The 20,881-nt window shown below is 50.9% G+C and carries 21 protein-coding genes; 8 read left to right on the top strand and 13 right to left on the bottom strand.

The window, feature by feature from the left end; genetic code table 11:
- The 6 genes from AADEFJLK_RS09795 to AADEFJLK_RS09820 form a co-directional block, all read left to right on the top strand.
- Window positions 1-2,180 (top strand): type I restriction endonuclease subunit R (locus tag AADEFJLK_RS09795; protein ID WP_103974111.1); only part of this gene is annotated, 2,180 nt, incomplete at its 5' end.
- 49 nt (window positions 2,181-2,229) lie between these two features.
- Window positions 2,230-2,475 (top strand): hypothetical protein, encoded by a 246-nt coding sequence (locus AADEFJLK_RS09800; protein ID WP_103974112.1) that lies wholly within the window; start codon window positions 2,230-2,232, stop codon window positions 2,473-2,475.
- A gap of 96 nt (window positions 2,476-2,571) precedes the next feature.
- Window positions 2,572-3,114, top strand: coding sequence for a restriction endonuclease subunit S (locus AADEFJLK_RS09805; RefSeq protein ID WP_170065074.1), 543 nt, complete (start codon window positions 2,572-2,574; stop codon window positions 3,112-3,114).
- Between the two features lie 74 nt (window positions 3,115-3,188).
- The gene (locus AADEFJLK_RS09810; RefSeq protein ID WP_103974114.1) at window positions 3,189-4,070 is read left to right on the top strand and encodes a restriction endonuclease subunit S; all 882 of its coding nucleotides are present in this window, start codon (window positions 3,189-3,191) and stop codon (window positions 4,068-4,070) included.
- A gap of 441 nt (window positions 4,071-4,511) precedes the next feature.
- Window positions 4,512-5,984 carry a class I SAM-dependent DNA methyltransferase gene (locus AADEFJLK_RS09815; RefSeq protein ID WP_103974115.1) on the top strand — a complete coding sequence of 491 codons (1,473 nt, stop codon included), beginning with the start codon at window positions 4,512-4,514 and terminating at the stop codon, window positions 5,982-5,984.
- Between the two features lie 512 nt (window positions 5,985-6,496).
- On the top strand, window positions 6,497-7,135 hold the full coding sequence (locus AADEFJLK_RS09820) for a hypothetical protein (protein ID WP_103974116.1): 639 nt from the start codon (window positions 6,497-6,499) through the stop codon (window positions 7,133-7,135).
- A 76-nt stretch (window positions 7,136-7,211) separates the two neighbouring features.
- On the opposite strand, the gene tgt is transcribed toward AADEFJLK_RS09820, so the two are convergent.
- From tgt to AADEFJLK_RS09835, 3 genes are all read right to left on the bottom strand, one after another.
- A complete protein-coding gene (gene tgt, locus AADEFJLK_RS09825; RefSeq protein ID WP_103974117.1) occupies window positions 7,212-8,324 on the bottom strand; it encodes a tRNA guanosine(34) transglycosylase Tgt in 1,113 nt (370 codons plus the stop codon).
- Between the two features lie 182 nt (window positions 8,325-8,506).
- On the bottom strand, window positions 8,507-8,911 hold the full coding sequence (locus tag AADEFJLK_RS09830) for a hypothetical protein (RefSeq protein WP_103974118.1): 405 nt from the start codon (window positions 8,909-8,911) through the stop codon (window positions 8,507-8,509).
- Window positions 8,912-9,384: 473 nt separating this feature from the next.
- Window positions 9,385-10,284, bottom strand: coding sequence for a LamG domain-containing protein (locus AADEFJLK_RS09835; protein ID WP_103974119.1), 900 nt, complete (start codon window positions 10,282-10,284; stop codon window positions 9,385-9,387).
- Window positions 10,285-10,843: 559 nt separating this feature from the next.
- Here AADEFJLK_RS09835 and AADEFJLK_RS09840 point away from each other — a divergent pair.
- Both AADEFJLK_RS09840 and AADEFJLK_RS09845 read left to right on the top strand, forming a co-directional pair.
- Window positions 10,844-11,395, top strand: a complete 552-nt coding sequence (locus tag AADEFJLK_RS09840; protein WP_088621309.1) for a hypothetical protein — start codon at window positions 10,844-10,846, stop codon at window positions 11,393-11,395.
- A gap of 554 nt (window positions 11,396-11,949) precedes the next feature.
- A complete protein-coding gene (locus tag AADEFJLK_RS09845; protein WP_088621731.1) occupies window positions 11,950-12,213 on the top strand; it encodes an RNA recognition motif domain-containing protein in 264 nt (87 codons plus the stop codon).
- A gap of 78 nt (window positions 12,214-12,291) precedes the next feature.
- Here the strand turns inward: AADEFJLK_RS09845 and AADEFJLK_RS09850 are convergent, their stop codons facing one another.
- The 10 genes from AADEFJLK_RS09850 to AADEFJLK_RS09895 form a co-directional block, all read right to left on the bottom strand.
- The gene (locus AADEFJLK_RS09850) at window positions 12,292-12,723 is read right to left on the bottom strand and encodes an NINE protein (protein WP_103974120.1); all 432 of its coding nucleotides are present in this window, start codon (window positions 12,721-12,723) and stop codon (window positions 12,292-12,294) included.
- 264 nt (window positions 12,724-12,987) lie between these two features.
- On the bottom strand, window positions 12,988-13,431 hold the full coding sequence (locus AADEFJLK_RS09855; RefSeq protein ID WP_346222655.1) for a universal stress protein: 444 nt from the start codon (window positions 13,429-13,431) through the stop codon (window positions 12,988-12,990).
- Window positions 13,432-13,447: 16 nt separating this feature from the next.
- Window positions 13,448-13,960, bottom strand: coding sequence for a hypothetical protein (locus AADEFJLK_RS09860; protein WP_103974121.1), 513 nt, complete (start codon window positions 13,958-13,960; stop codon window positions 13,448-13,450).
- Window positions 13,961-14,028: 68 nt separating this feature from the next.
- A complete protein-coding gene (gene hemJ / locus AADEFJLK_RS09865; RefSeq protein ID WP_103974122.1) occupies window positions 14,029-14,454 on the bottom strand; it encodes a protoporphyrinogen oxidase HemJ in 426 nt (141 codons plus the stop codon).
- Between the two features lie 2 nt (window positions 14,455-14,456).
- A complete protein-coding gene (locus AADEFJLK_RS09870; RefSeq protein WP_249028016.1) occupies window positions 14,457-14,972 on the bottom strand; it encodes a peroxiredoxin family protein in 516 nt (171 codons plus the stop codon).
- A 353-nt stretch (window positions 14,973-15,325) separates the two neighbouring features.
- Complete coding sequence (locus AADEFJLK_RS09875; protein ID WP_103974123.1) at window positions 15,326-16,324, bottom strand: glycosyltransferase family 2 protein; 999 nt, start codon at window positions 16,322-16,324, stop codon at window positions 15,326-15,328.
- Window positions 16,318-17,901 carry a beta-1,6-N-acetylglucosaminyltransferase gene (locus tag AADEFJLK_RS09880; RefSeq protein WP_170065076.1) on the bottom strand — a complete coding sequence of 528 codons (1,584 nt, stop codon included), beginning with the start codon at window positions 17,899-17,901 and terminating at the stop codon, window positions 16,318-16,320. The genes AADEFJLK_RS09875 and AADEFJLK_RS09880 overlap by 7 nt, the downstream gene beginning before the upstream one ends.
- Entirely contained in the window at window positions 17,859-18,860 is a 1,002-nt protein-coding gene (locus tag AADEFJLK_RS09885; RefSeq protein ID WP_211299187.1) for a glycosyltransferase family 2 protein, read from the bottom strand. The genes AADEFJLK_RS09880 and AADEFJLK_RS09885 overlap by 43 nt, the downstream gene beginning before the upstream one ends.
- Before the next feature lie 17 nt (window positions 18,861-18,877).
- Entirely contained in the window at window positions 18,878-19,717 is an 840-nt protein-coding gene (locus AADEFJLK_RS09890) for a sulfotransferase (RefSeq protein WP_103974125.1), read from the bottom strand.
- A 92-nt stretch (window positions 19,718-19,809) separates the two neighbouring features.
- Window positions 19,810-20,688: a hypothetical protein gene (locus AADEFJLK_RS09895; RefSeq protein WP_103974126.1), complete on the bottom strand. Its 879-nt coding sequence runs from the start codon at window positions 20,686-20,688 to the stop codon at window positions 19,810-19,812.
- Between the last annotated feature and the right edge of the window lie 193 nt (window positions 20,689-20,881).

Raw genomic sequence — 20,881 nt, forward strand, 5'->3', positions numbered from 1 at the left:
CCGCCATTACCGCCATGTACCGCTTGCTCAAATACGGCGATGCCAAACGCATCCTGTTTTTAGTGGACACGCGCAACCTGGGCGAACAAGCCGAGCAAGAAATGATGGCGTACTTGCCGAACGACGATAACCGTAAATTCACCGAACTCTACACCGTACAACGCCTGCAATCGTCCTATATCGCCAAAGACAGCCAAGTGTGCATCAGCACCATCCAGCGCCTGTATTCGCTACTCAAAGGCGAAGCCTTGGAGAGCGTCTTGGAAGACATTAACCCTGCCGAACAGCTCACCAAACCCAAAACGCCCTTGCCTGTGGTTTACAACCCCAAAATCCCGCTGGAGTTTTTTGATTTTATTTTCATTGACGAATGCCACCGCTCCATCTACAACACCTGGCGGCAAGTGTTGGATTATTTCGATAGCTTTCTGATTGGCCTGACCGCCACACCGGATAGCCGCACTTACGGTTTCTTTAAGAAAAACGTCGTCAGCGAATACCCGCACGAAACCGCCGTGGCCGATGGCGTGAACGTCGGCAACGAAATTTACCTGATTGAAACCGCGATTAGCCAAGCCGGGGGCAAACTCAACGCCAAGCAACTCATCCAAAAACGCGAAAAACTCACCCGCCGCAAACGTTGGGAACAACAGGACGAAGACGAAAGCTACACCGCCAAACAGCTAGACAACAGCGTCGTCAACCCCGACCAGATACTCACTGTCATCAAAACCTTTAAAAACAGCCTGCCGACCCTGTTCCCGCAGCGGCAAGAAGTGCCAAAAACCTTGATTTTTGCCAAAACCGACAGCCACGCCGATGACATCATCAACACCGTGCGCGAAGAATTCGGCGAGGGTAACGCGTTCTGCAAGAAAATCACCTACAAAGCCGACGAAGACCCCAAATCAACCTTGGCCGACTTCCGCAACGCCTACTATCCGCGCATTGCCGTCACCGTGGATATGATTGCCACCGGCACCGACGTAAAACCGCTGGAATGCCTGCTGTTTATGCGCGATGTCCGCAGCCGCAATTATTTTGAGCAAATGAAAGGGCGCGGCACCCGCACCCTCGACCACGATGCCCTGAAAAAAGTCACCCCATCCGCGCTCACCGCCAAAAGCCATTACGTTATTGTTGATGCCGTTGGCGTGACCCAATCGCTGAAAACCGCCAGCCAGCCGCTGATTACCAAGCCCACCGTCGCCCTAAAAGACTTGGCGATGGGCGTGATGATGGGCGCGGATGATGCCGATACCGTCAGCTCCTTAGCCGGACGTTTGGCGCGGTTAAACCAACAGCTTAGCCCCGCCGAAAAGGCCAAAATCAACCAAGCGGCGGGCGGTGTCGAGCTCAGCCACATTATCGGCAACTTGTTTGCTGCCATTGACGCGGATTGCATAGACAAACAAGCGCGTGACGTGGCAGGCCTGCCCGAAGAGGCCGACCTTAACGCCAGCCAACGCCAACAGGCGCAAACGCAGTTGGTCAAACAGGCCGCCAGCATTTTTACAGGCGATTTGATCGAATTGCTCGACGGCATCCGGCGCGACAAAGAGCAAACCATCGACCACATCAATCTGGATAGCGTTATTTTTTCCGGCTGGGCCAGCACTGCCCAAAGCAACGCCGCCACTCTCAGCCAGGCCTTTGCCGATTATTTAGCCAGCCATCAAGACCAAATCGAAGCCCTGAGCATTTTCTACCAGCAACCGCACCGCCGCCGTGAACTGACCTACAGCCTGATCCACGACTTGCTGGACATCCTCAAAGCCGACAAGCCGCAACTCGCACCCTTGCAGGTTTGGCAAGCTTACAGCCAACTCGACAACTACCAAGGCCAGCAACCGGGCAGCGAACTGACCGCGCTGGTGGCGTTAATCCGCCGCGTCTGCGGCCTGGACGCTAAACTAACCCCTTTTGACGACACCGTGCGCCGTAACTTCCAGAATTGGATTATGAAACGCCATGCGGGTAACGCCGAAAAATTCAACGAAGAGCAAATGGCGTGGCTACAGATGATCCGCGACCACATCGCCAGCTCCATCCATATCGACCGGGACGACTTGGATATGTCGCCGTTTGACGGCCAAGGCGGCTTGGGCAAAATGTACAAGTTGTTTGGCGCACAGATGGATAGTGTGTTGGATGAGTTGAATGACGCGCTGGCGGCTTGAGTTTGTTATCATGTAACAAAACCATTTGGGTTTATCTAAGAGGCATAATATGAAAACACAACAGCCCACGACCGCACATAGCCTTTATGCACTTTACGAAACCTTGCCGCCTGATGTGCAACACGCATTCCTTGAAGAGCTATTACAAGCACAAGCTGCCGAGCTAAAAGATTTTGCGGTTTTGCCGCCAAAACATAAAAAAGTCATTTTAGGTGTGATGGAGGGGGCGTTTGCCGTACCCAGTCATTTTGACGATCCGCTGCCCGATGCTATTGAAAATGGGTTTTATTCATAAATTTAAGGAAATTAGGATGTTGTTAATGGACAGTTTATATTTTGCGTTTGCTGGTTGTTTGGCGCAAGTTGTTTGGTAAATATGGATAATGGAAAAATGAAATTGCCAAACTCATGGGCAGTAGTGAAACTCGGCAACTTTGTGAAAAGCGATAAAGGTAAGAAACCGCGAAACGAATCAAAAATAGAAACGGAAACACATACTTTACCTTATATTGACATTCAAGCTTTTGAAGAGGGTGTTATAAAATCGTGGACGGATGGTGATGGTTGTCGCTTATGTTTTGAAACAGATTTTTTAATGGTCTGGGATGGCTCGCGGTCTGGATTAGTTGGAAAAGGTATTAACGGTGTACTTGGCAGTACATTAGTTCGTATTTATTTTCCGTCAATGGTAAATGACTACGCTTTTTATTTTCTGCAATCTAAATATCAAGAAATTAACACACGGGCTAAAGGTAGCGGTACGCCTCACGTTGATCCTTATTTACTTTGGAATTATCAATTTCCAATCCCTCCAAAAAATGAACAACACCGCATCGTAGCCAAAATAGAAGCCTTATTTTCTGAGCTGGACAAAGGCATAGAAAGCCTGAAAACTGCGCGTGAACAATTGAAAATCTATCGGCAAGCCCTGTAAAACACGCTTTTTCCGGCAAGCTTACGGCACAATGGCGGGCAGAAAACCAAGGCAAACGGGAAACCGCCGAAGCTTTGCTGCAACGTATCCAAACCGAACGCGAACAACGCTATCAGCAACAGCTTACGGATTGGGAAGCGAATGGCAAACAAGGCGGCAAACCCAAAGCCCCAAAAACCTTACCGCCGCTAACGGCTGAGGAATTGGCGGACTTGCCTGAATTGCCGGAGGGGTGGATTTACTCAAAGCTTGGCGCAATTATTGATGAGCCAACTTATGGCACAGCAAAAAAATGTGATTATGAAACAATGGAAATTGGAGTTCTCAGAATCCCTAATGTTGTTTCAGGAAAAATTGATGCTTCTGATTTAAAGTATGCACAATTTAGCGATGCTGAAATTGCTTCATATAAACTCAACGCGGGTGATATTTTACTAATTCGTTCAAATGGCAGTGTTTCAATCGTTGGGCGGTGTGCGCTTGTTTCTAATGCCGATATTGAATATTTGTATGCGGGCTATTTGATTATGTTGCGCCCTAATCAGACAGTGATAGTGCCTGCATATTTATTGAATTTATTTCTTTCTCATTCAGTAAGAAAACAAATTGAATATAAGGCAAAATCGACAAGTGGCGTGAACAACATCAATTCTGGCGAAATTCAATCGCTAGTTATTGCTGTCTGTGGAATTGAAGAACAAATCCAAATCCAAACGGAACTTGATTCAAAATTATCTGTTTGCGACCAACTCGACCAAACCCTAACCACCGCCCTGCAACAAGCCGAAGCCTTGCGCCAATCCATCCTAAAAAAAGCCTTTTCCGGCCAGTTAGTCCCACAAGACCCTAACGACGAACCCGCCAGCGTGTTGCTGGAACGTATCCAAGCCGAAACCGCCGCGTTATGCCCGCAGCCGAAAAGAACCCCCATTAAATCTCGGAGTCCATTATGTTAAGTAGAGGGATTACTAGCCTCAAACCCGAAGCAAGCCTTACACTCGATTATCAAGTTTTTCATAAAACCCACACTGAATAGGGTAGGGAATTTGTTAAAAAACATAAGGCCGTAGGGTAAAACGGCTCCCTCCCCTGATGGGGAGGGCTGGGGTGGGGAGAATAAAATCAGTGACTTATTCATATAGCTCAGCGATTTTGATCGGCGTATTTTTATTCTGTTTAATGAAAAAAGTGTCGTTTAGATTCTCCCCACCCCATCCCTCCCCATCAGGGGAGGGGGTCGGATTCCATTGCAATTTGCTGTTTTAATTAAATATAATAATTGGTCTGTTACTTAGAATCTGAACTATTTATTTTTAATGTTAAAAACTTGAGCATCGGGTTACACAGCTTAACGGCACAACTATCGGGATATTAATCCCCTATCGGAACAACCGCCCATGAACACCGAATCCATCATTTCCAAAGTCTGGAGTTTTTGCACAACCTTACGCGATGACGGCGTGGGGTATGGCGATTATCTGGAACAACTGACGTACCTGATCTTTTTAAAAATGGCGGAGGAGTACAGCCGGCCACCCTATAACCGCGATGTGGGCATTCCTGCCGACTACAATTGGCAAAGCCTGACAGCCAAAAAAGGCGCGGCTTTGGAGGGGCATTATGTGCTGTTGTTGCGCGAGTTGGGCAACAAGTCCGGCCTATTGGGGCAGATTTTCACTAAGGCGCAAAACAAAATCCAAGACCCCGCCAAGTTGTCGCGTTTGATTGATTTGGTGAATGATACCGATTGGGTGATGCTGGGCGCGGACACTAAGGGTACGATTTACGAGGGTTTGCTGGAAAAGAACGCCGAGGATACCAAGTCGGGGGCGGGGCAGTATTTTACGCCCCGCGCCCTGATTAAGGCGATGGTGGTTTGTATGCGCCCGGTGCCGAATACCACTATTGCCGATCCGGCGTGCGGTACGGGCGGTTTCTTTTTGGCGGCTTATGATTATCTGCAAGCCCATCATAAGCTGGATAAGCAGCAGAAGGCGTTTTTAAAGCATTCGACTTTTTACGGCAATGAGATTGTCGCCAGCACCCGCCGTTTGTGTCTGATGAATATGGTGTTGCACAATATCGGGGAAATTGACGGTGATAGCAGGGTGTCGTCCAATGATGCGCTGGTAGCCCCACCCTCGCAGTCGGTCGATATGGTGTTAGCCAATCCGCCGTTCGGTAAAAAAAGCAGTATGACCTTTACTAATGCGGAAGGTGAGCAGGAAAAGGATGAGCTGACCTATAACCGCCAAGATTTTTGGGCGACCACGTCCAATAAGCAGCTTAATTTTGTCCAGCATATTTGTAGCCAGTTAAAAACCACGGGGCGGGCGGCGGTGGTGGTGCCGGATAATGTGTTGTTTGAAGGCGGGGCGGGTGAGTTGGTGCGCAGTAAGTTGATGGCGACCACCGAACTGCATACCATTTTGCGCTTACCGACGGGGATTTTTTATGCCAATGGCGTAAAGGCGAATGTGCTGTTTTTCGATAACCACGCCGCCAGCCCGAACCCGTGGACAAAAGCCGTCTGGTATTACGATTACCGCACCAATATCCACCATACGCTGAAAAAGAAGCCGTTACGGTTTGAGGATTTGCAGGATTTTATCGCCTGTTATCAGGCAGAGAACCGTCATCAGCGGGTTGAAACCTATCACGAGCAAACTAACCCCGAAGGCCGCTGGCGTAAATTCAGTTATGAGCAGATCCTGGCGCGTGACAAAACCAGTTTGGATATTTTCTGGCTGAAAGACCAATCCCTGGCCGATTTGGATAATCTGCCGGAACCGGATGATTTGGCGGCGGAGATTATTGAGAATGTGGAAGCGGGCTTGGCGTGTTTTCGGGAGATTGCCGGGGCGTTGTAAGTAGGCCTGCTATTTTAAACTTGATCATCAAGTTTTTAACATTCGGATAAATAGTTCAGCTACTGGGCATTGAAAGTTTGAATAAATTAATTTAAAACAACAAGTTGCAATGGAATTCGTCCCCCTCCCCTGATGGGGAGGGTTGGGGTGGGGAGAATCTAAACAAGGCTTTTTTCATTAAACGGACTGAAAGCACTCTGATTAAAATCTCTGGACTATATGTATAAGTCATTGATTTTATTCTCCCCACCCCAGCCCTCCCCATCAGGGGAGGGAGCTGTCCACTTTGATAAGCCTTAGCTCTTCACTAATCTTGCCCACTATAGAGGTGACTTTATGAAAAACTTGATCATCGAGTGATAAAAATAGCCTTGCGCCAACACATTAAATTAGCGGTATAATCAGCGGCTAATGTAAGGATTAAGCAGTGGAGAACCCGCTTTTATAGGGGGATGAAAGCCTTTTTGGTGGCACTGACAAAATCCGGCAACCTCAGCAGATAGAGTATAACCATGGCCATATCAGAACAGCAACGGCAAAAGAAACTGGCTAAGAAAAAACAAAAACGCGCGGCGGCGGTAAAAAAATCGCCAGTGATGTCAATCAGCAAAGCCAAGCCTTATGCCGGGTTTCCCATTTATGAATGTCTGATCCCAACGAATTTATTTATTGATGGTATCGGCGAGTTGGTGGTGACGCGCCGCCTGCCTAACGGCTATATTGCCATGAGCGCTTTTGTTATAGATGTCTTTTGCTTGGGGGTAAAAGATGCCATGTTTAGGGTGCTGCCGGAAGGGGATTATGTGCAGGGTATTAGGGCGAGAATGTCGGAAGTCAATGGCCGGAGTTTTGAAGCATTGACCCCTGGCTGCGCCAAAAAACTGCTGGATGGCTTGGTGGACTATGCTAAGGGTTTGGGTTTTGCGCCCCATGCGGACTACAACAATGCCAAAGACCTGTTGGATGCCGATGAGGCCTGTCCGGTGCAGTATGTCTACGGCAAAGACGGCAAACCGTTTTATATGAACGGTCCTTATGAGTCGCCCGCCGCTATACAAAGAATTATCAGGACGCTGACGGAAAGTTGCGGTGAGGGCGGCTTTGAGACGCTGATCGGCTTGTCTGAGGGTGATGATTATGATGATGATTAGTGATTTAGGCCGACGGTAATGGGAGCGCGGGCATCCTGCCCGCTGTTGCGGCCAAGATGGCCGCGCTCCCAGGGTGTTACGCCGGACGGTTGGCCGGTTCGCGCTGGCGGTAAAATTCCTTCACAAACGCTGTCAGTTCTTGGCGTTCGATGGCATCGCGCAAGCCCTGCATCAGGCTGAGATAGTAATACAGGTTGTGGATGGTATTCAGCCTAGGGCCGAGCATTTCTTGGCATTTGTCCAAGTGCCGTAAGTAAGCACGGGAATAGTTCCGGCAGGTGTAACAGGGGCATTCTTCATCTAAAGGGCGGTTATCAAATTCATATTGGCTGTTGCGGATTTTTATCACGCCAAAGCGGGTGAACAAGTGGCCGTTGCGGGCGTTGCGGGTCGGCATCACGCAGTCGAACATATCAATGCCGCGCTGCACCGCTTCCACCAAATCTTCCGGCGTACCCACTCCCATCAGATAGCGCGGCTTATCGCTGGGCATTTGGGTGTGGATCGCATCTAAGGTCGCCATCATCTCGTCTTTGGGTTCGCCCACCGATAAGCCGCCAATCGCGTAGCCGTCAAAGCCTATATCAACCAAGCCGTTAATGGATTCTTGGCGCAGTTGCGGATACATGCCGCCTTGGACAATGCCGAAGAGGGCGGAGGGGTTATCGCCATGTGCGGCTTTGCTCCGTGCCGCCCAGCGTAAGGACAGGCGCATGGAGGCGGCGGCTTCGTCTACGGTGGCCGGGTAGGGGGTGCATTCGTCAAAAATCATCACGATGTCTGAGCCTAACTCGCGCTGCACTTGCATCGACTCTTCCGGCCCCATAAAAATCTTGCTGCCGTTAATGGGCGATTGGAAAGTTACGCCCTGCTCGCTGATTTTGCGCAACGCCCCTAAGCTGAACACCTGAAAGCCGCCGGAATCGGTCAGGATAGGTTTTTGCCAGCGCATAAAATCATGCAAATCGCCATGCGCTTGAATCACGGCGGTGGTCGGGCGCAGCATCAGGTGGAAGGTGTTGCCGAGGATGATTTGCGCCCCGATGCCGGTCAGTTCTTCCGGGGTTAAGGATTTGACCGTGCCATAAGTGCCGACGGGCATAAATATCGGCGTTTCCACCACGCCCCGCGCAAAAGTCAGCCGTCCACGCCGCGCGTAGCCGTCGGTGTTGAGTAAATTAAATTCCATACAGTCGTGTGTTTCGGGTTGGTGGGGCTTTACGTCCCTGTGGTAAAAAAGTGTGTTCGCTTGCTTAAAAGCGGGGCGATGAGACGGTATCGCCAGCGTGGCGGTTTACGTTTGCTGGCATTTGTCGGCAATAATAGCAAAGGTCAGCCATTATGCTTAACCTGATATCCGCTTAAGCCATCTTAACTGCCAAGCCAGACGGTATATTCCGTAGCACCCTCTGGACTTTCGCCCGTCAGCTCTAGCCCTTCAAAATAATGATGGTCGGTATTTTTTAGGTACGGATACACGGCTTTGTGCAATTGCCAAAGTATATCGGCATAGGTAAGCCATTTGCCGTCCCCATCAATGCTTGCCGTCATCTCTACCATACCCCATTCAAGCACTTGGTTTTGTTCATTGGTTTGGGGTAACCAACACTTATATCTGACCGCTAAGTGTTTAAAAGGCGAGGTTGATGCCAATAATGCCTTATCAAACGGTTCGGGTGCGTTTATTTCAGCATAATAAACTGAAATGGCATCAATTAAAGCCGCAGGTGAATCGGGTAGGGGTTCTTTAAACGACCATGCAACAGTTTCGAGCATTAAGTCAGGTGCCACGTTAATTCGCCTCTCTGTAAATAATCAATAAATCGTCACAAGTATTATCACAAGCGAACTACCCTATCTACTCGATCATCAAGTTTTTAATATTAGAATAAGCAACTTAGCCACTAAATATTGGATTAGTATTTTAATTAAGTAAAAACAACAAGTTGCAATGGAATCCGTCCCCCTCCCTTGATGGGGAGGGATGGGGAGAATCTAAATAAGGCTTTTTTCATTAAACGAAATAAAAACAGTCTGATTAAAATCTCTTAGCCATGAGCATAAGTCATTGATTTTATTCTCCCCACCCCAACCCTCCCCATCAGGGGAGGGAGCCATCTTATCCTACGGGCCTTGTGTTTTTAACAAATTCCCCACTCTATACAGGGCGGGCTTTATGAAAAACTTGATGATCGAGTGTTAGGCTCAATTATTGGCAGATGCCGCTTAAGCGGCATAAAGCGGACTTGTTATTTTGCTTTGCCATCAACGGTAATATGGATCACGTCATTAGGCGAAACGGTTAATCCGGCAGCTTCACAATTAAAGTGGCGGGTAGTGAGCATCACGCTTTGCCCGGTCGTCACATTCTGGCATTCCGCACTGAAACCGACCGGGTTTAACCCCTTCATTGTTCCGGCAACAGTGATGCCTTGTTTATATAATTCTTTGATTTCACTGGTTTTTAAGGCGCGTCGGTAATAGCGGAACTCGTCTAAGACACCCTTAAATTTTTGACTTGCCCGATCATAGCTATAGCCTACATAGAAGCGGTTATCCCAATTAAATTCAGAGGGGCGTGAAAGGGATTGCTTTACTAATTCGCCATTAATGTAGTAGCGGGTGGATTTGCCGGTAACCGCTAACGTGACCAACGTAAACCCGTTACCGATGGTTTGGTCTGTACAAGAAATATATTGTGTTGAACCATCACCATTTTGGTCTTTCTTGTTCATACTCCAAACGCGGTGGCAAATCCTCCCTGACGACAAATAAATATGACGGTCATTCCCCGCCCCGCTCCCCATTGTTCCGGCATCCACCGAAAAAATGCCCGAATTATTATCGGTTGCCTTTAACCAAAGGCTGACGGTGTAATGGGCGGCCGGATTACCGGAAAATAACCTTTCAATAACATCATTACCATTAAATTCTAATGCCTTATTATTTGTTGTGCCATCAAGTGCTATGCCGTCCACACATTTTGGGTCGCCTATTATTGTCCCGTCCAATGCGTTGGCTGAACTGTCCTTCGCTGTGCAGTCATCAAAACTATAATGCACAATCAAGCCATCATTTAAATCTGCTATGGCTGTGCCGCTAACCATCAGCAGCGCCCCCAGTAACATTGCCGCCTTTATTTTTTTCATACGCTTATTCCCCCATATTAATAGAGTCCAACGTTAAGCAAACGACAGGCTACAACCCCGCCTTAGCCTGAGTATTTGGCTATTTGTGTTGCTTGATTAGTGACGGCATCTCTATGGAAGTCTAACGTAAGGGCAATGGGCACGTCACTGGGATACCAAAAACCCAAGGTTCAAAACATTTAGATACCTAAGACTATTATATCAGTCGTTATGAAAACAAAAAAGATATTAATCTAAGGGTGTGTCGCATTATTCGCTACCGCAAACAACGGCAGTCTTTTTTGGAGTTGCTGCACATTTTTGAATAAAAACAGCAAAATCCTTATTTTTTAGCCTTGGGTATTAAAAATATTTTTCTTTAAAAATCAATGTCTAGGAGAGGATTGCCTATTTTTTGTGAAAAAATCACAGTTTTTTTGGTATTAGTTAATTTTTTTCACCCTAGTATTGCTGTTATTGTGAGTAAGTGGTTATTTTTTTGTAGCCATTTATAAATATAAGTTGTTTCTGTCTGGATTGACAAGTGGACAACCGATCATCACTTATGCAGAGCCTTTATATGAAAAAAACCTTGATTGCGATTACCTTAGCGTTAGCGGGTTTGTCCGTCCAAGCCGAGCCTATAAACAGTATGGATGACCATACCGCACAACTGTTAGGCGGCGTAGACAGCAGCCAACAGTTAGTGGCGTTCAGCAACGAAATGCTGGACACCACCCCGGAAGGCCAAGCGGTTATAAAAAAATTTTATCAGCTCCTGCCTTACGCGCTACTGGCAACACAACATGACAACAGGTTACGCAACTTGGCCGCAGCAGAAGCCAGAACCATTGCCGCTTTACTGAGCCAAGGCCGCAAAGACGGAGTAATTGCCCCAGAAGCCGGGCTACGCATAGCGAATTTACTGTCCGAATTTGCCCGCAGCCCCGCCGCCAATGAAATATTGCAACAAGGTCTCGCGCCGGTCCAAGACCCTCTGCCTGTGCAGACTTTTCTAAATCGGCTTAACGGGCGTTTAAGCCAGTTGCCCAACCTTGCTAAAATCGCTGGCCATGAGTCCGATAACGCTGCCAAATTCAACCCGCTCAGCCCCTGCCCCAAACATGACTGAGCCGCTAGCCTGCTTTTGCACCGCAGGCCCAAACTGTCCGGCGGACAAGCCCCGTTTTCCCCAAACGCCTGCTTTTGGCTCAAAAAACAGGCGGCTATCGGTATATTTTAAGCCCCATTGCTTGCCCAACCAAACTTTTAGATAGCTATAACAGAACGTTATCACTATAATGGCGGAGCTAGTAGAAAATTTGCCGGTCTTGTGCCGACATTTTCTAGTTACGCTTTGCATATCCATCAGCACTTTTCCAGAAACTCCCTCGCTTTTTGCCTTTATATGCTGCGCAAATGCCTACTTGCCGCTTCAGCGGTATAAGCGGCTCAGCTATGTTGGTATTGATAGATACGGTTAAGCGGTTTCGGCTTGCTTGCTGCCGTCTGCCCCAAAGGCCCCTGACGGTAACAGACAGGCCAAACTTGCCTAAAGACTTGCAAGCACCCCAGGCAAACGCCGCTTTAAGCGGTTATTTTCCCGGCACACCCCGTCTTGCGGGACTGTGGCAAAACCGGCAACATCCGGCCCATCAACCCACCTCTGAATTTAGGACATGTCTTTTGAAACGTATTTTTGTAGGAAACTTACCTAGCGACGCCACCGAGACCAGCGTACAAGCCTTATTTTCGCAATATGGCAAAGTCCGCTCCATTGAATTGGTTTCGGATATTTTTAGCGGCAAATGCCGAGGCTTTGCCTTTATCGGCATGGAAGGCCATGAAGCCCGTGCCGCCATTTCGGCGTTGGACGGCAACTTGTATTGTGGCAAGCCGTTAAAAGTAAAGTTTGAAGAACCCGCCGCCAAAAAAGGCCGCCGCCACTAAACGGGCGGTTGCCGTAAGGCCTTCTGCCCCGCAACCTGCGGCCCTAAAGGGTTAAGGTTGCGGGGCGGCGGTCAAGGCTTATTTAAATGGCCGCCCTTTGGCATCTTGGTTCAGATGCCCGGCTAAAATAAGCACACATTCGATAAAGCCCCAAACGGGCGCGTAGACAATAAAATACTGGGTGATAAACAACGCAAACGTCACCAGCATCTGCGCGAAAGCCAAACGGTAAAACCCCAAGTATAGGCGGCCACCGCCTGCCCAACCTAAGGTAAACGCCAACAATGCCGCCAGATATTTGTATTTAACGGGCTTGGGCTTTTCCAAATACGCCCCGACCAGGTCAACGCTTTTCGCAACGCCTTCTTCCTCAATAAACCGCACGGCATCGCCCGCTTCAGGCGCGGCAACGGCAACCCAATCACCCAGCCGGAAAGCCAGCAGACGGCCCTCGCTGCTTATCGTGCCGGTTTCTGTTGCAGGGTCATAACTCTCAATAGTGCCACTCATTTTTTTCCTCTATAGTTATTCTAATTTTTGTTTTTGAAACACTTTTTTTCGGCAACCACCCGCATTTACGCAGGCTTTATGGTGCAGCGCGTAGCGGTAAGTGGGTGTTCATATATTTTTAACATTTAACATTGGTAGCTCTGTAACCCCCTCCCCTGCGAAGGGGAGCCCCTTCGGCTTCGCTCAGGAGGGGTGGGGTTGAATTCACGAATGTTAAAAGACTTTTGCACCACTACTTAAAAGCGCGTAAGGCAGAACACCCGCTCAGGCGGCGGGCTGATCCGGCAAGCGTACTGCCAAGACATCGCAGCGGGCGTGGTGCAGGATGCTGTTGGCGGTAGACCCCAGCAATAATGCCAAACCATGCCGACCGTGCGAGCCGACCACCAACAAATCGGCCTGTTGCTCTTGGGCGACGCGGACAATCTCTTGGTGGGCGCTGCCCGACTCTAGCCAAATGTCCGCCTCGGCCACTGCCAACGCCGCCGCCAATTTATGCAGCTTAGCCTGGGCAATAGCCATCAGCTCATTGCCCAAGTCGATGGGATACGGCATATCGCCATAACCGGCATCGACCATCGGGGTATTGTCGACAACGTGAATTAGGCTTAGTTTTGCCTGATAGCTGGCCGCCAATGCTTTCGCCCGGTCAATGACTATCTGGTCATGCTCAAAAAAATCGACCGCCAATAAGATATGCTGATACATTGCCATGCTCGCCTCGTTAGTTAACACTGGGTAGTTCCGGGAACAATAAAGCCATTACTTTATAAGAAGCCACTAAATATAACAACGCTAAGCCCAAACTAAAGCTGATGTGCTTATCTAAGGCGTGGCGTAAGATGTGGCCTACCACCGCCCAATGCCAGATAATAATCGCCACCATCACTAAAAACACCGCCACCCCGCCTTGCTGTAAGATCAGGGTCGCCATCACCGGCAGGGCAAAAAAACTCAGCAGCGCGTCCGTACCCAATAAGGCCGAGGCAGTTTGCCAAAACCGCGCCAGTTTACCGAAACTGTACAGGCAAAGCCCCGCGAAGAAGACTTCCAAGGCAATGCCGACCACCGTTTGCAAGACTGAGCGCACCCCGCCCTTGTCCATGTGCAGCATTAAAAAACTGACCAGCATATTGGCGGCAACCGCCATTTTTAACACGCTCAGGCGATAAGGCAAATCCTGCGGGCCTTTTTTAAACAGGCAAATCTCAAACAGCCGTTTTACTATGTCGAACATAAACCTTTTCCTTACCAAGAGATCCGTCCCGTCCACCTGCCGCCCCCACGGCCTAAAGGCCGTAATACCTAAAAAGGCCTGACCACCGCCAAAATGACAATCGCCACCAAAAACAGCACCGGCACTTCGTTCATCCAGCGATAATAGACATGGCTATGGGTATTACGGTCCTGCTTAAACGCCTGTAACCATACCCCGCACAGGATATGATAAGCCACCAAGACCAGCAACAAGGCCAGCTTAACATGCAGCCAACCGCTGCCCGCATAAGCCGCCCACGCATAGCTGTGCAACATCCACAGCCCAAACAGCCACGTCGCCACCATGCCCGGTGTCATAATGCCAAAGTATAGCTTGCGCTCCATCACCTTAAAGCGTTCGTTGCTGATGCCATCATCGCTCATGGCATGGTAGACGAACAAACGCGGCAAATAGAACAGGCCGGCGAACCACGTCACCATAAAAATCAAATGCAGGGCTTTTAACCAAAGCATAGTTATCCTTTTAAAAAACGGTCCAGCGCGGCGCGTATCGCCTGCTCATCAAATAAACCCGTGTACTGTAAGGCAATGCGCCCGTCGGGGGCAATTAAAAACGTGGTCGGGGTCAGGGCGACTTGGCCAAACGCCCGCGCCGACGCTGCCGTTAAGTCCAAGGCGACCGGATACGGCAACTGCTGTTCGCCCGTCATCGCCACCACATGGCTGGGTGGGTCATAGTACATGGCAATGGCGAGCATCTCCAAGCCCCGCGCGTGATAATCCTGATACAAACCGCGCAGCGGGGGGATTTCTTTGATGCAGCCGGCGCAATCGGTCGCCCAAAACGTGACGATGACCGGCTTGCCGCGCCAGTCCGACAGTGTTAGCGTTTGCCCGGTAAGGGTGGTTAGCTGTAAAGCCGGGGCAAACGCCAGCGGAACCGGCGCCAAAATCGCCAACGCGCCAATGAGCGCCAGACCTAAGGCAAGCAACCAGCCTGTGCGGCGTTTTTTTATCATTTTCTCGATCATCAAGTTTTTAACATTCAAATCAATAGCTCGGCTACCGGATATTGGAAATAAACACAAGTTAATTTAAAACAACAAGTTGCAACGAAGCCCGTCTCCCTCACCTGATGGGGAGGGCTGGGGTGGGGAGAATCTAAATAAGGCTTTTTTCATTAATTCGGACAGAAAGCAGTCTGATTAAAACCTCTAAGCCATAAGTATAAGCCATTGATTTTATTCTCCCCACCCCAGCCCTCCCCATCAGGGGAGGGAGCCGTTTTACCCTACGGCCTTGTGTTTTTAACAAATGCCCCACCCTAATTGGCGGGCTTTATGAAAAACTTGATCATCAATGATTTTAACCCTTAATGTACCGCTTAGCCCGGCATTGCCAAGGCATCGGCAAAATAATCCAACGCCCGGTAGCGGTGTTCGCCTAAGGGCGATAAGATGCCTTGCGCCAAGTAAGCCTCCAAATTCAGCAACCGGGCATATTCTTCGTCCAGCTTACCGTTTTTATACAGCGCGTACCAGCGTTTGACATGCCAAGCATGGGCGGGCTTGCTGCCAAAGTGCTGTTCCAGATTTTCCAAGCCCTCGCCATTATTGATGATTTTCCGGCAAAATTGCGCAAAGCCGCGCACCGGAAAATGCAGCACTTCTATATCGCAAGACGGCTGTTTACAATAATTTTGCCAATGCCTAGGCTGAATGTCATGGTTGCCCTGCACCACTTCCAAATAACCTTGGCGGGTGGTGTAAATGACTTTATTGGGGTAACGGTACAACAAAAACGATCGCCAATTGACTTCGTCCATCACTTTCGGCAGGGCTTTGACTATCGGGTTGCTGACTTCGTAAATAATATCCCCCGGAAAACACTCGGCCCCGCCGCGATTGGCGATCAGCATATTTCTGACCGGCACCGACAACACATCCACATCGCTATAGCGGGACAACTCGGTTTTTAAGGAACCGCTACGCGGTAACCATAACTCGTCGGCATCGGCATGGAAAATCATATCGGCGGCAAAGGCCGAACAGGCTAACCTGCCCATGCGGTTGACCCAGGCGCGTTGCTGGAACACCCGGCTCGGCTCGTGGAGCAAATGCACGACCCCCTGCTTGGCATATTCTTCGAGGATTTCTGTCGTGCCGTCACTGGAGCCGTTATCGGTGGCGACGATAAAATCCACCCCGTGGTCGAGGTGGAAGCGCAAATTGCCTTCGATGACATCGGCCTCGTTTCTGACCAATAAGGTCATCACCAAGCGTTGCTTGGCCGGTTGCCGATTATCCCCCGCTTCCGGCGACAATAATGGGCGGGGCTGGTAGTGGCCTGCCATTTGTCCTAGTATCCCCAAAAAACTTAACATGTAAAACCTGTTTTTAGACGGCTGACATAAGAGCTTAGCTGGCTAATGCCCTCATCTGAAAGGTGATGCTGGTGTGCGGTTAATAATAAGCAGCGCTTACCCGCTCGGCGGGCTTCTTGCAGATTATCATGTAAAACCATATTAGCGAAGGCGGTGTCCCAGGCCAACCCGTCGGGGGTTTGGTAACCGTCAGCGGGCAGGATAAAAATAGGCGCGGCCTGCGGGTCAAACAGAATGACTTTTTCCATTTCATGGCCGCAGGGCAGGCGTAAAACAAAGCCGATAAACTGCGCCGGTTGGGCTTGGAGGACATCCGCCAAAAAATTGGGCCGTTTCATATCGCGGACAGCGGGCTTGTCGGCGGGGTAAAACGGATGTGCCCAGCCGGATACGCCATAGTCAATATGGCTGCCATGAAACAGCTCACCATAGCAGCTAACGCCCGGCAGGGCGTTTAAGGTTTGGCGGGCGGTTTCAAGCCGGGTCTGCTGGTCGCAGACTAAGACAAAATAGGGCCGCTTATTCCATTCCAAATCGCCGTACCACGCATCGTGCTGCCGACCGATGACGCGCCGCCCCGGTAAGCCGCGCCATTGTACGGCGGTAAACGCTTCGTAAGCAGGCAATTGCTTGCTGAGCCGGACGGGTGGGGCGGCAGGCTCTGGGTCGGCCAACACTTGGTCGAGGCGGTCGCGCAATAAGGTGGCGTGTGCCGACAATTTCCGCGCAAAAAACCGCTCTTGTTGGCACAGAAAGTCAAAATGGTCGTTATATAACAGCAAGGGGCGGCCTTGCTGGCTAAAATGGTAAAAAGTCAGGCTGTTGGAGACAATGCGCCCGGCAGGCACCAGCGCCGCCACCAGGGTCGGAAAAAACAGCTCATCCGGCACCCAAGTGGTTTTGAAGAAGGCGCGGAGGGCGCGGCGGCGGCTACGTTCCAGCACCTGTTGCGCGGTCGTGCCGGTCAACGCCCACCACTGGGAGCCAAAGCGCGGGCTAAGGCCTTCCGGCAAACGCCGCCGGATGCCCAGTTTTTTTTGCACCGTCACCATAAAGCTGAACAGCTTAGGGCGTTTGCGCCAGTTCAGCCAATGGTAATGCTGGTAACGCTCCTCCACCAAGCCATCGACTACCCATGTCTCGTGTTCGGGGTTTACGCATTCGATATATTCGCGGCCACCGCCTTGGCGAAGAAATGCTTTGAGCACGCGCAAGGGTTTGATGGGATAGTCGGCCCCGCTCAGCAGAATCACATAATCAAAGGTTTCGGCTGAAGCCGCCAATTCCGCCAGCCCCGCCAAGGTCGCCTCGACCATGCTCCAGCCCCCCCATTCGACCGCATGGCGGCGGGCAAAGCGCAGGCGCGAGCGTTGTGGGCCGTCCAATTGGCTATACGCGGCGGCGGCTAAGTCGAAAGGGTTTTTTTTATCCCAATGCACCACCACTAAATCGCCGTCAGCCAACAGCCGCCGGATCAGCCGGAACAGGTTGTCGCTATCGTCATGCGCCAAAATGATAAACGCCAATTTCATCACTAAAACCACCGCCCCGTCGTCATCAGCCCCAAATCGACACACTGCCGCCAGTCTTGGAAACGCACCGACGCGCTAGTCCAAAGATAGGCCTGTGCGTCCAGTCCCGCCAAGTAGCGCTGATACTCAAAAGAACCGGCATAATGCTCTTGGCGGTGCACTTCCTCTTCGGCTTTTTCGCGTAACAGGGACAGATACTTAAAATGCAGCAAGCAGCCGGTCGGGGCCAGGGTGTCGGCAAAGTGCGGGTTATTGAGGCGGTTCGGCCAGACAATATGGGTGGAGGCGATATACGCGTAATACCAACGCCAATGTACCAGCACGGTTTTGTTCAGGGCGGGCGAGTGCTCCGGCTGGTCGGCGAAAAAGGCCCGCCGCCGCACCCCGCCGCGTATCCACCATTCGCCATAGTGTGGGCGTTTGTCCTGATAATAGCCCGTACCGTCAAACCATGGACAAATTGCCAACGGGTCTTGGCCGGCCTGGTAGGTGGCTTGCTCTATGGCGGTGTCGCTGTACATGTCCAGCATGAGGGTAAACAACGACGGCTTGCCTTCCTGCTCAAGGTAATGGGTCAGTTCCCGCAGATTACGGCTATCGCTATAGGGGTAAACCAAAAACTCGTCGGGGTCTACCGTCAGGCACCAATGCCCCGTACCGTATTTGCGCAGCAGGAAATTCAGCCAATGCACACCGAATTTCGCGGCCTTATAGCTGGCTTGGGTATGCCAGACCGAACAATCGGCCGCCGCGCCGATCACTTCCAGCAAGCCATCATCGGAACCGTTATCGATAATCAGAAAATGGCCGACCCCTAAGTGCCGGTAATAGTCGAAAAAATACGGCAACCGCACCGCCTCATTGCGCAACACGATAAACGCTAAAATATCCTTGCCGTTAATGTGTGCGGTGCAATCCTTTACCAAGGCCAAATCACGGCCATGCCGCCGCGCCTTAAGCTGGAGGGGGAGGGCTTTTTTTAAAAAACGCAGGATCTTTCGCAAAATATCGGCCTATTCGTCTAAATCGCTTGCATGAATTCGGCAGGAAAGTAAGCCCGCAAAAAGCGGTATTGGGGCTGGGCTAACGCGCTAAGATAACTGACTGCGGCCTCAGGAATAGGGTAAGGTGGGCTGGCATGGACTTTTTCATGTAGGCACTGGTAGCCTTGCCAGGGCGTGACTTGCAAAAATTGCCCGACCGTCTGCAACACCGCTTCCGGTTGTTGGCCGATCTGCCTGAACGGTATAAACAGCATGGCATCCCGCCCCAAGTGCCGCTCCCAACGGGGGATATAATCGGCGTAGTTGCCCCGCTCGGCCACTTCGGGGTCTTCGGCCAACGCCAGCCAAGTGCTGGCCGGGGTGTCTGCCGACAGGCCGCGCCGCCCGGCGTTCATGCGTAATTGCGATAAGGCGCGGTCTAACGGGTCACGGATCATCCACAGCACTTTTACCGCACCCAGCAAGCGTTTCATATAGAGGATGCCTTCATCGCCTATGGCGCAATATTCGGGGGTAATGTCGCCCAACAGCTTGCCTTGGGCCGCCCGGCGCGTGAAAGCCTGCCGATACCACGCTTCGGTGAACAAGGGCTTAGAAGCCATGGTCGCCAGATAGCGGACATAGCGGAAATCGACAGCCTGCGCTTGGTTAAGGTAATCTTTGAGCAGGTTTTTCGCCGATTGCTCGATGTGCCACTGCGTCCAAGCACGGTTAGCGGGGCAATACAAATGGTCGAAATAATGCAGTTCCTTAATGGGCGGCAACCAAATCTCAGGATGCTGGCGCAATTGCTCATAAAGCCAGGACGTGCCGGCTTTTTGGACACCGACGCACAGGAAGGAGGGAAGCGGGTTCATACCGTCAGGGAAATATGTCAGAAAAATTACAGTCTATTTTACACCTGCTTATATGACAATTTGATTATCAAGCAGCAACTAAGCAGCAGCTCTTACAGGGCGGCATCAGGCAGCGCGAACGTGCCTTGCCGATAGGGAAAGCCATACTGCGCGGCATACCGCCCGACAATTTCCGTGAACAGCGGCGACTTGGCGACTCTTGGCAAGGCGATCAGCAATTGCCAATACCGTCTGAGGGTGCGCCGTTTGCGGGCTTGCTGATAAAAGTCGGCCAGGCAAAACTGCCCGGCCAGAATGGCCCCGACGGTGGGTTTTAGCAAGCCCATTTCCGCCAGCCATTTCGGCATACCATGCCCCACGGCGGGCACTTTTAGCCGTACCAAAGCGGGGTTATCCGCCACCAACAACTGCACCTGCTTAGCATCCAATGCCAACCAAGGGTCATAAATGACATAGGCTTGCCGGACGCGCTTAAAGCCCGCCGCCGCATTATTCAGGCCGTCTTGCCATTGCTTGCGGTCAACAAACGGGAAACGGCTTTCCCACGGGGCGAAAGCCGCCGCTAAAGAGGCCTGTGGGTTCAGTGACAGCACGATGTCAGCCGATACCGCATCGGCATAGGCCAAAGCGGCAAAACCGCCCATACTGCCCCCGTAGGTGCTGACTTTGGCAAAGCTGCGGAAAAAGCCCCGCGCCTGCATTTGCGCAAAAAAGGCCGCCAAGTCGGCTTGGCGGTACCAGTCGCAGTCTTTAATCATCACCGCCATCACCGAATAGCCCAAGCCTTGCAAAAAACGCATGCCCCAGCCTTCGCGGCCTTCCCCGAAGGTTTTTCTTCTGCCCATCGGCTCAAACGTCACCACCAAGTCGGTGGCGGCAGCCGCTAAAAACATATCGATGCGGTAATGCGGCAAGTTAATAAAAAACCGCGACCCGGCAGGAGCGGCATCGGCAGGAGCGGGATTCGTCATCAGTATCAGCTCATGTTAGGGAATGGCATACAACGGTTGCGGCGGCAGGCCAGATAGGCCCAGCGGCAGCGAGACCCTTAGTTTAAACTGCATTTACCGCCAAGCGCACTATTTTTTCAAGCGCTTGCTGGTGTCCTTGGCCGTAAACTAACGGTTTCTACAGGCATAAGTAACCGCCCATTAATAGCCTCCG

Source organism: Methylovulum psychrotolerans (assembly GCF_002923755.1).
Lineage (GTDB): Bacteria > Pseudomonadota > Gammaproteobacteria > Methylococcales > Methylomonadaceae > Methylovulum > Methylovulum psychrotolerans.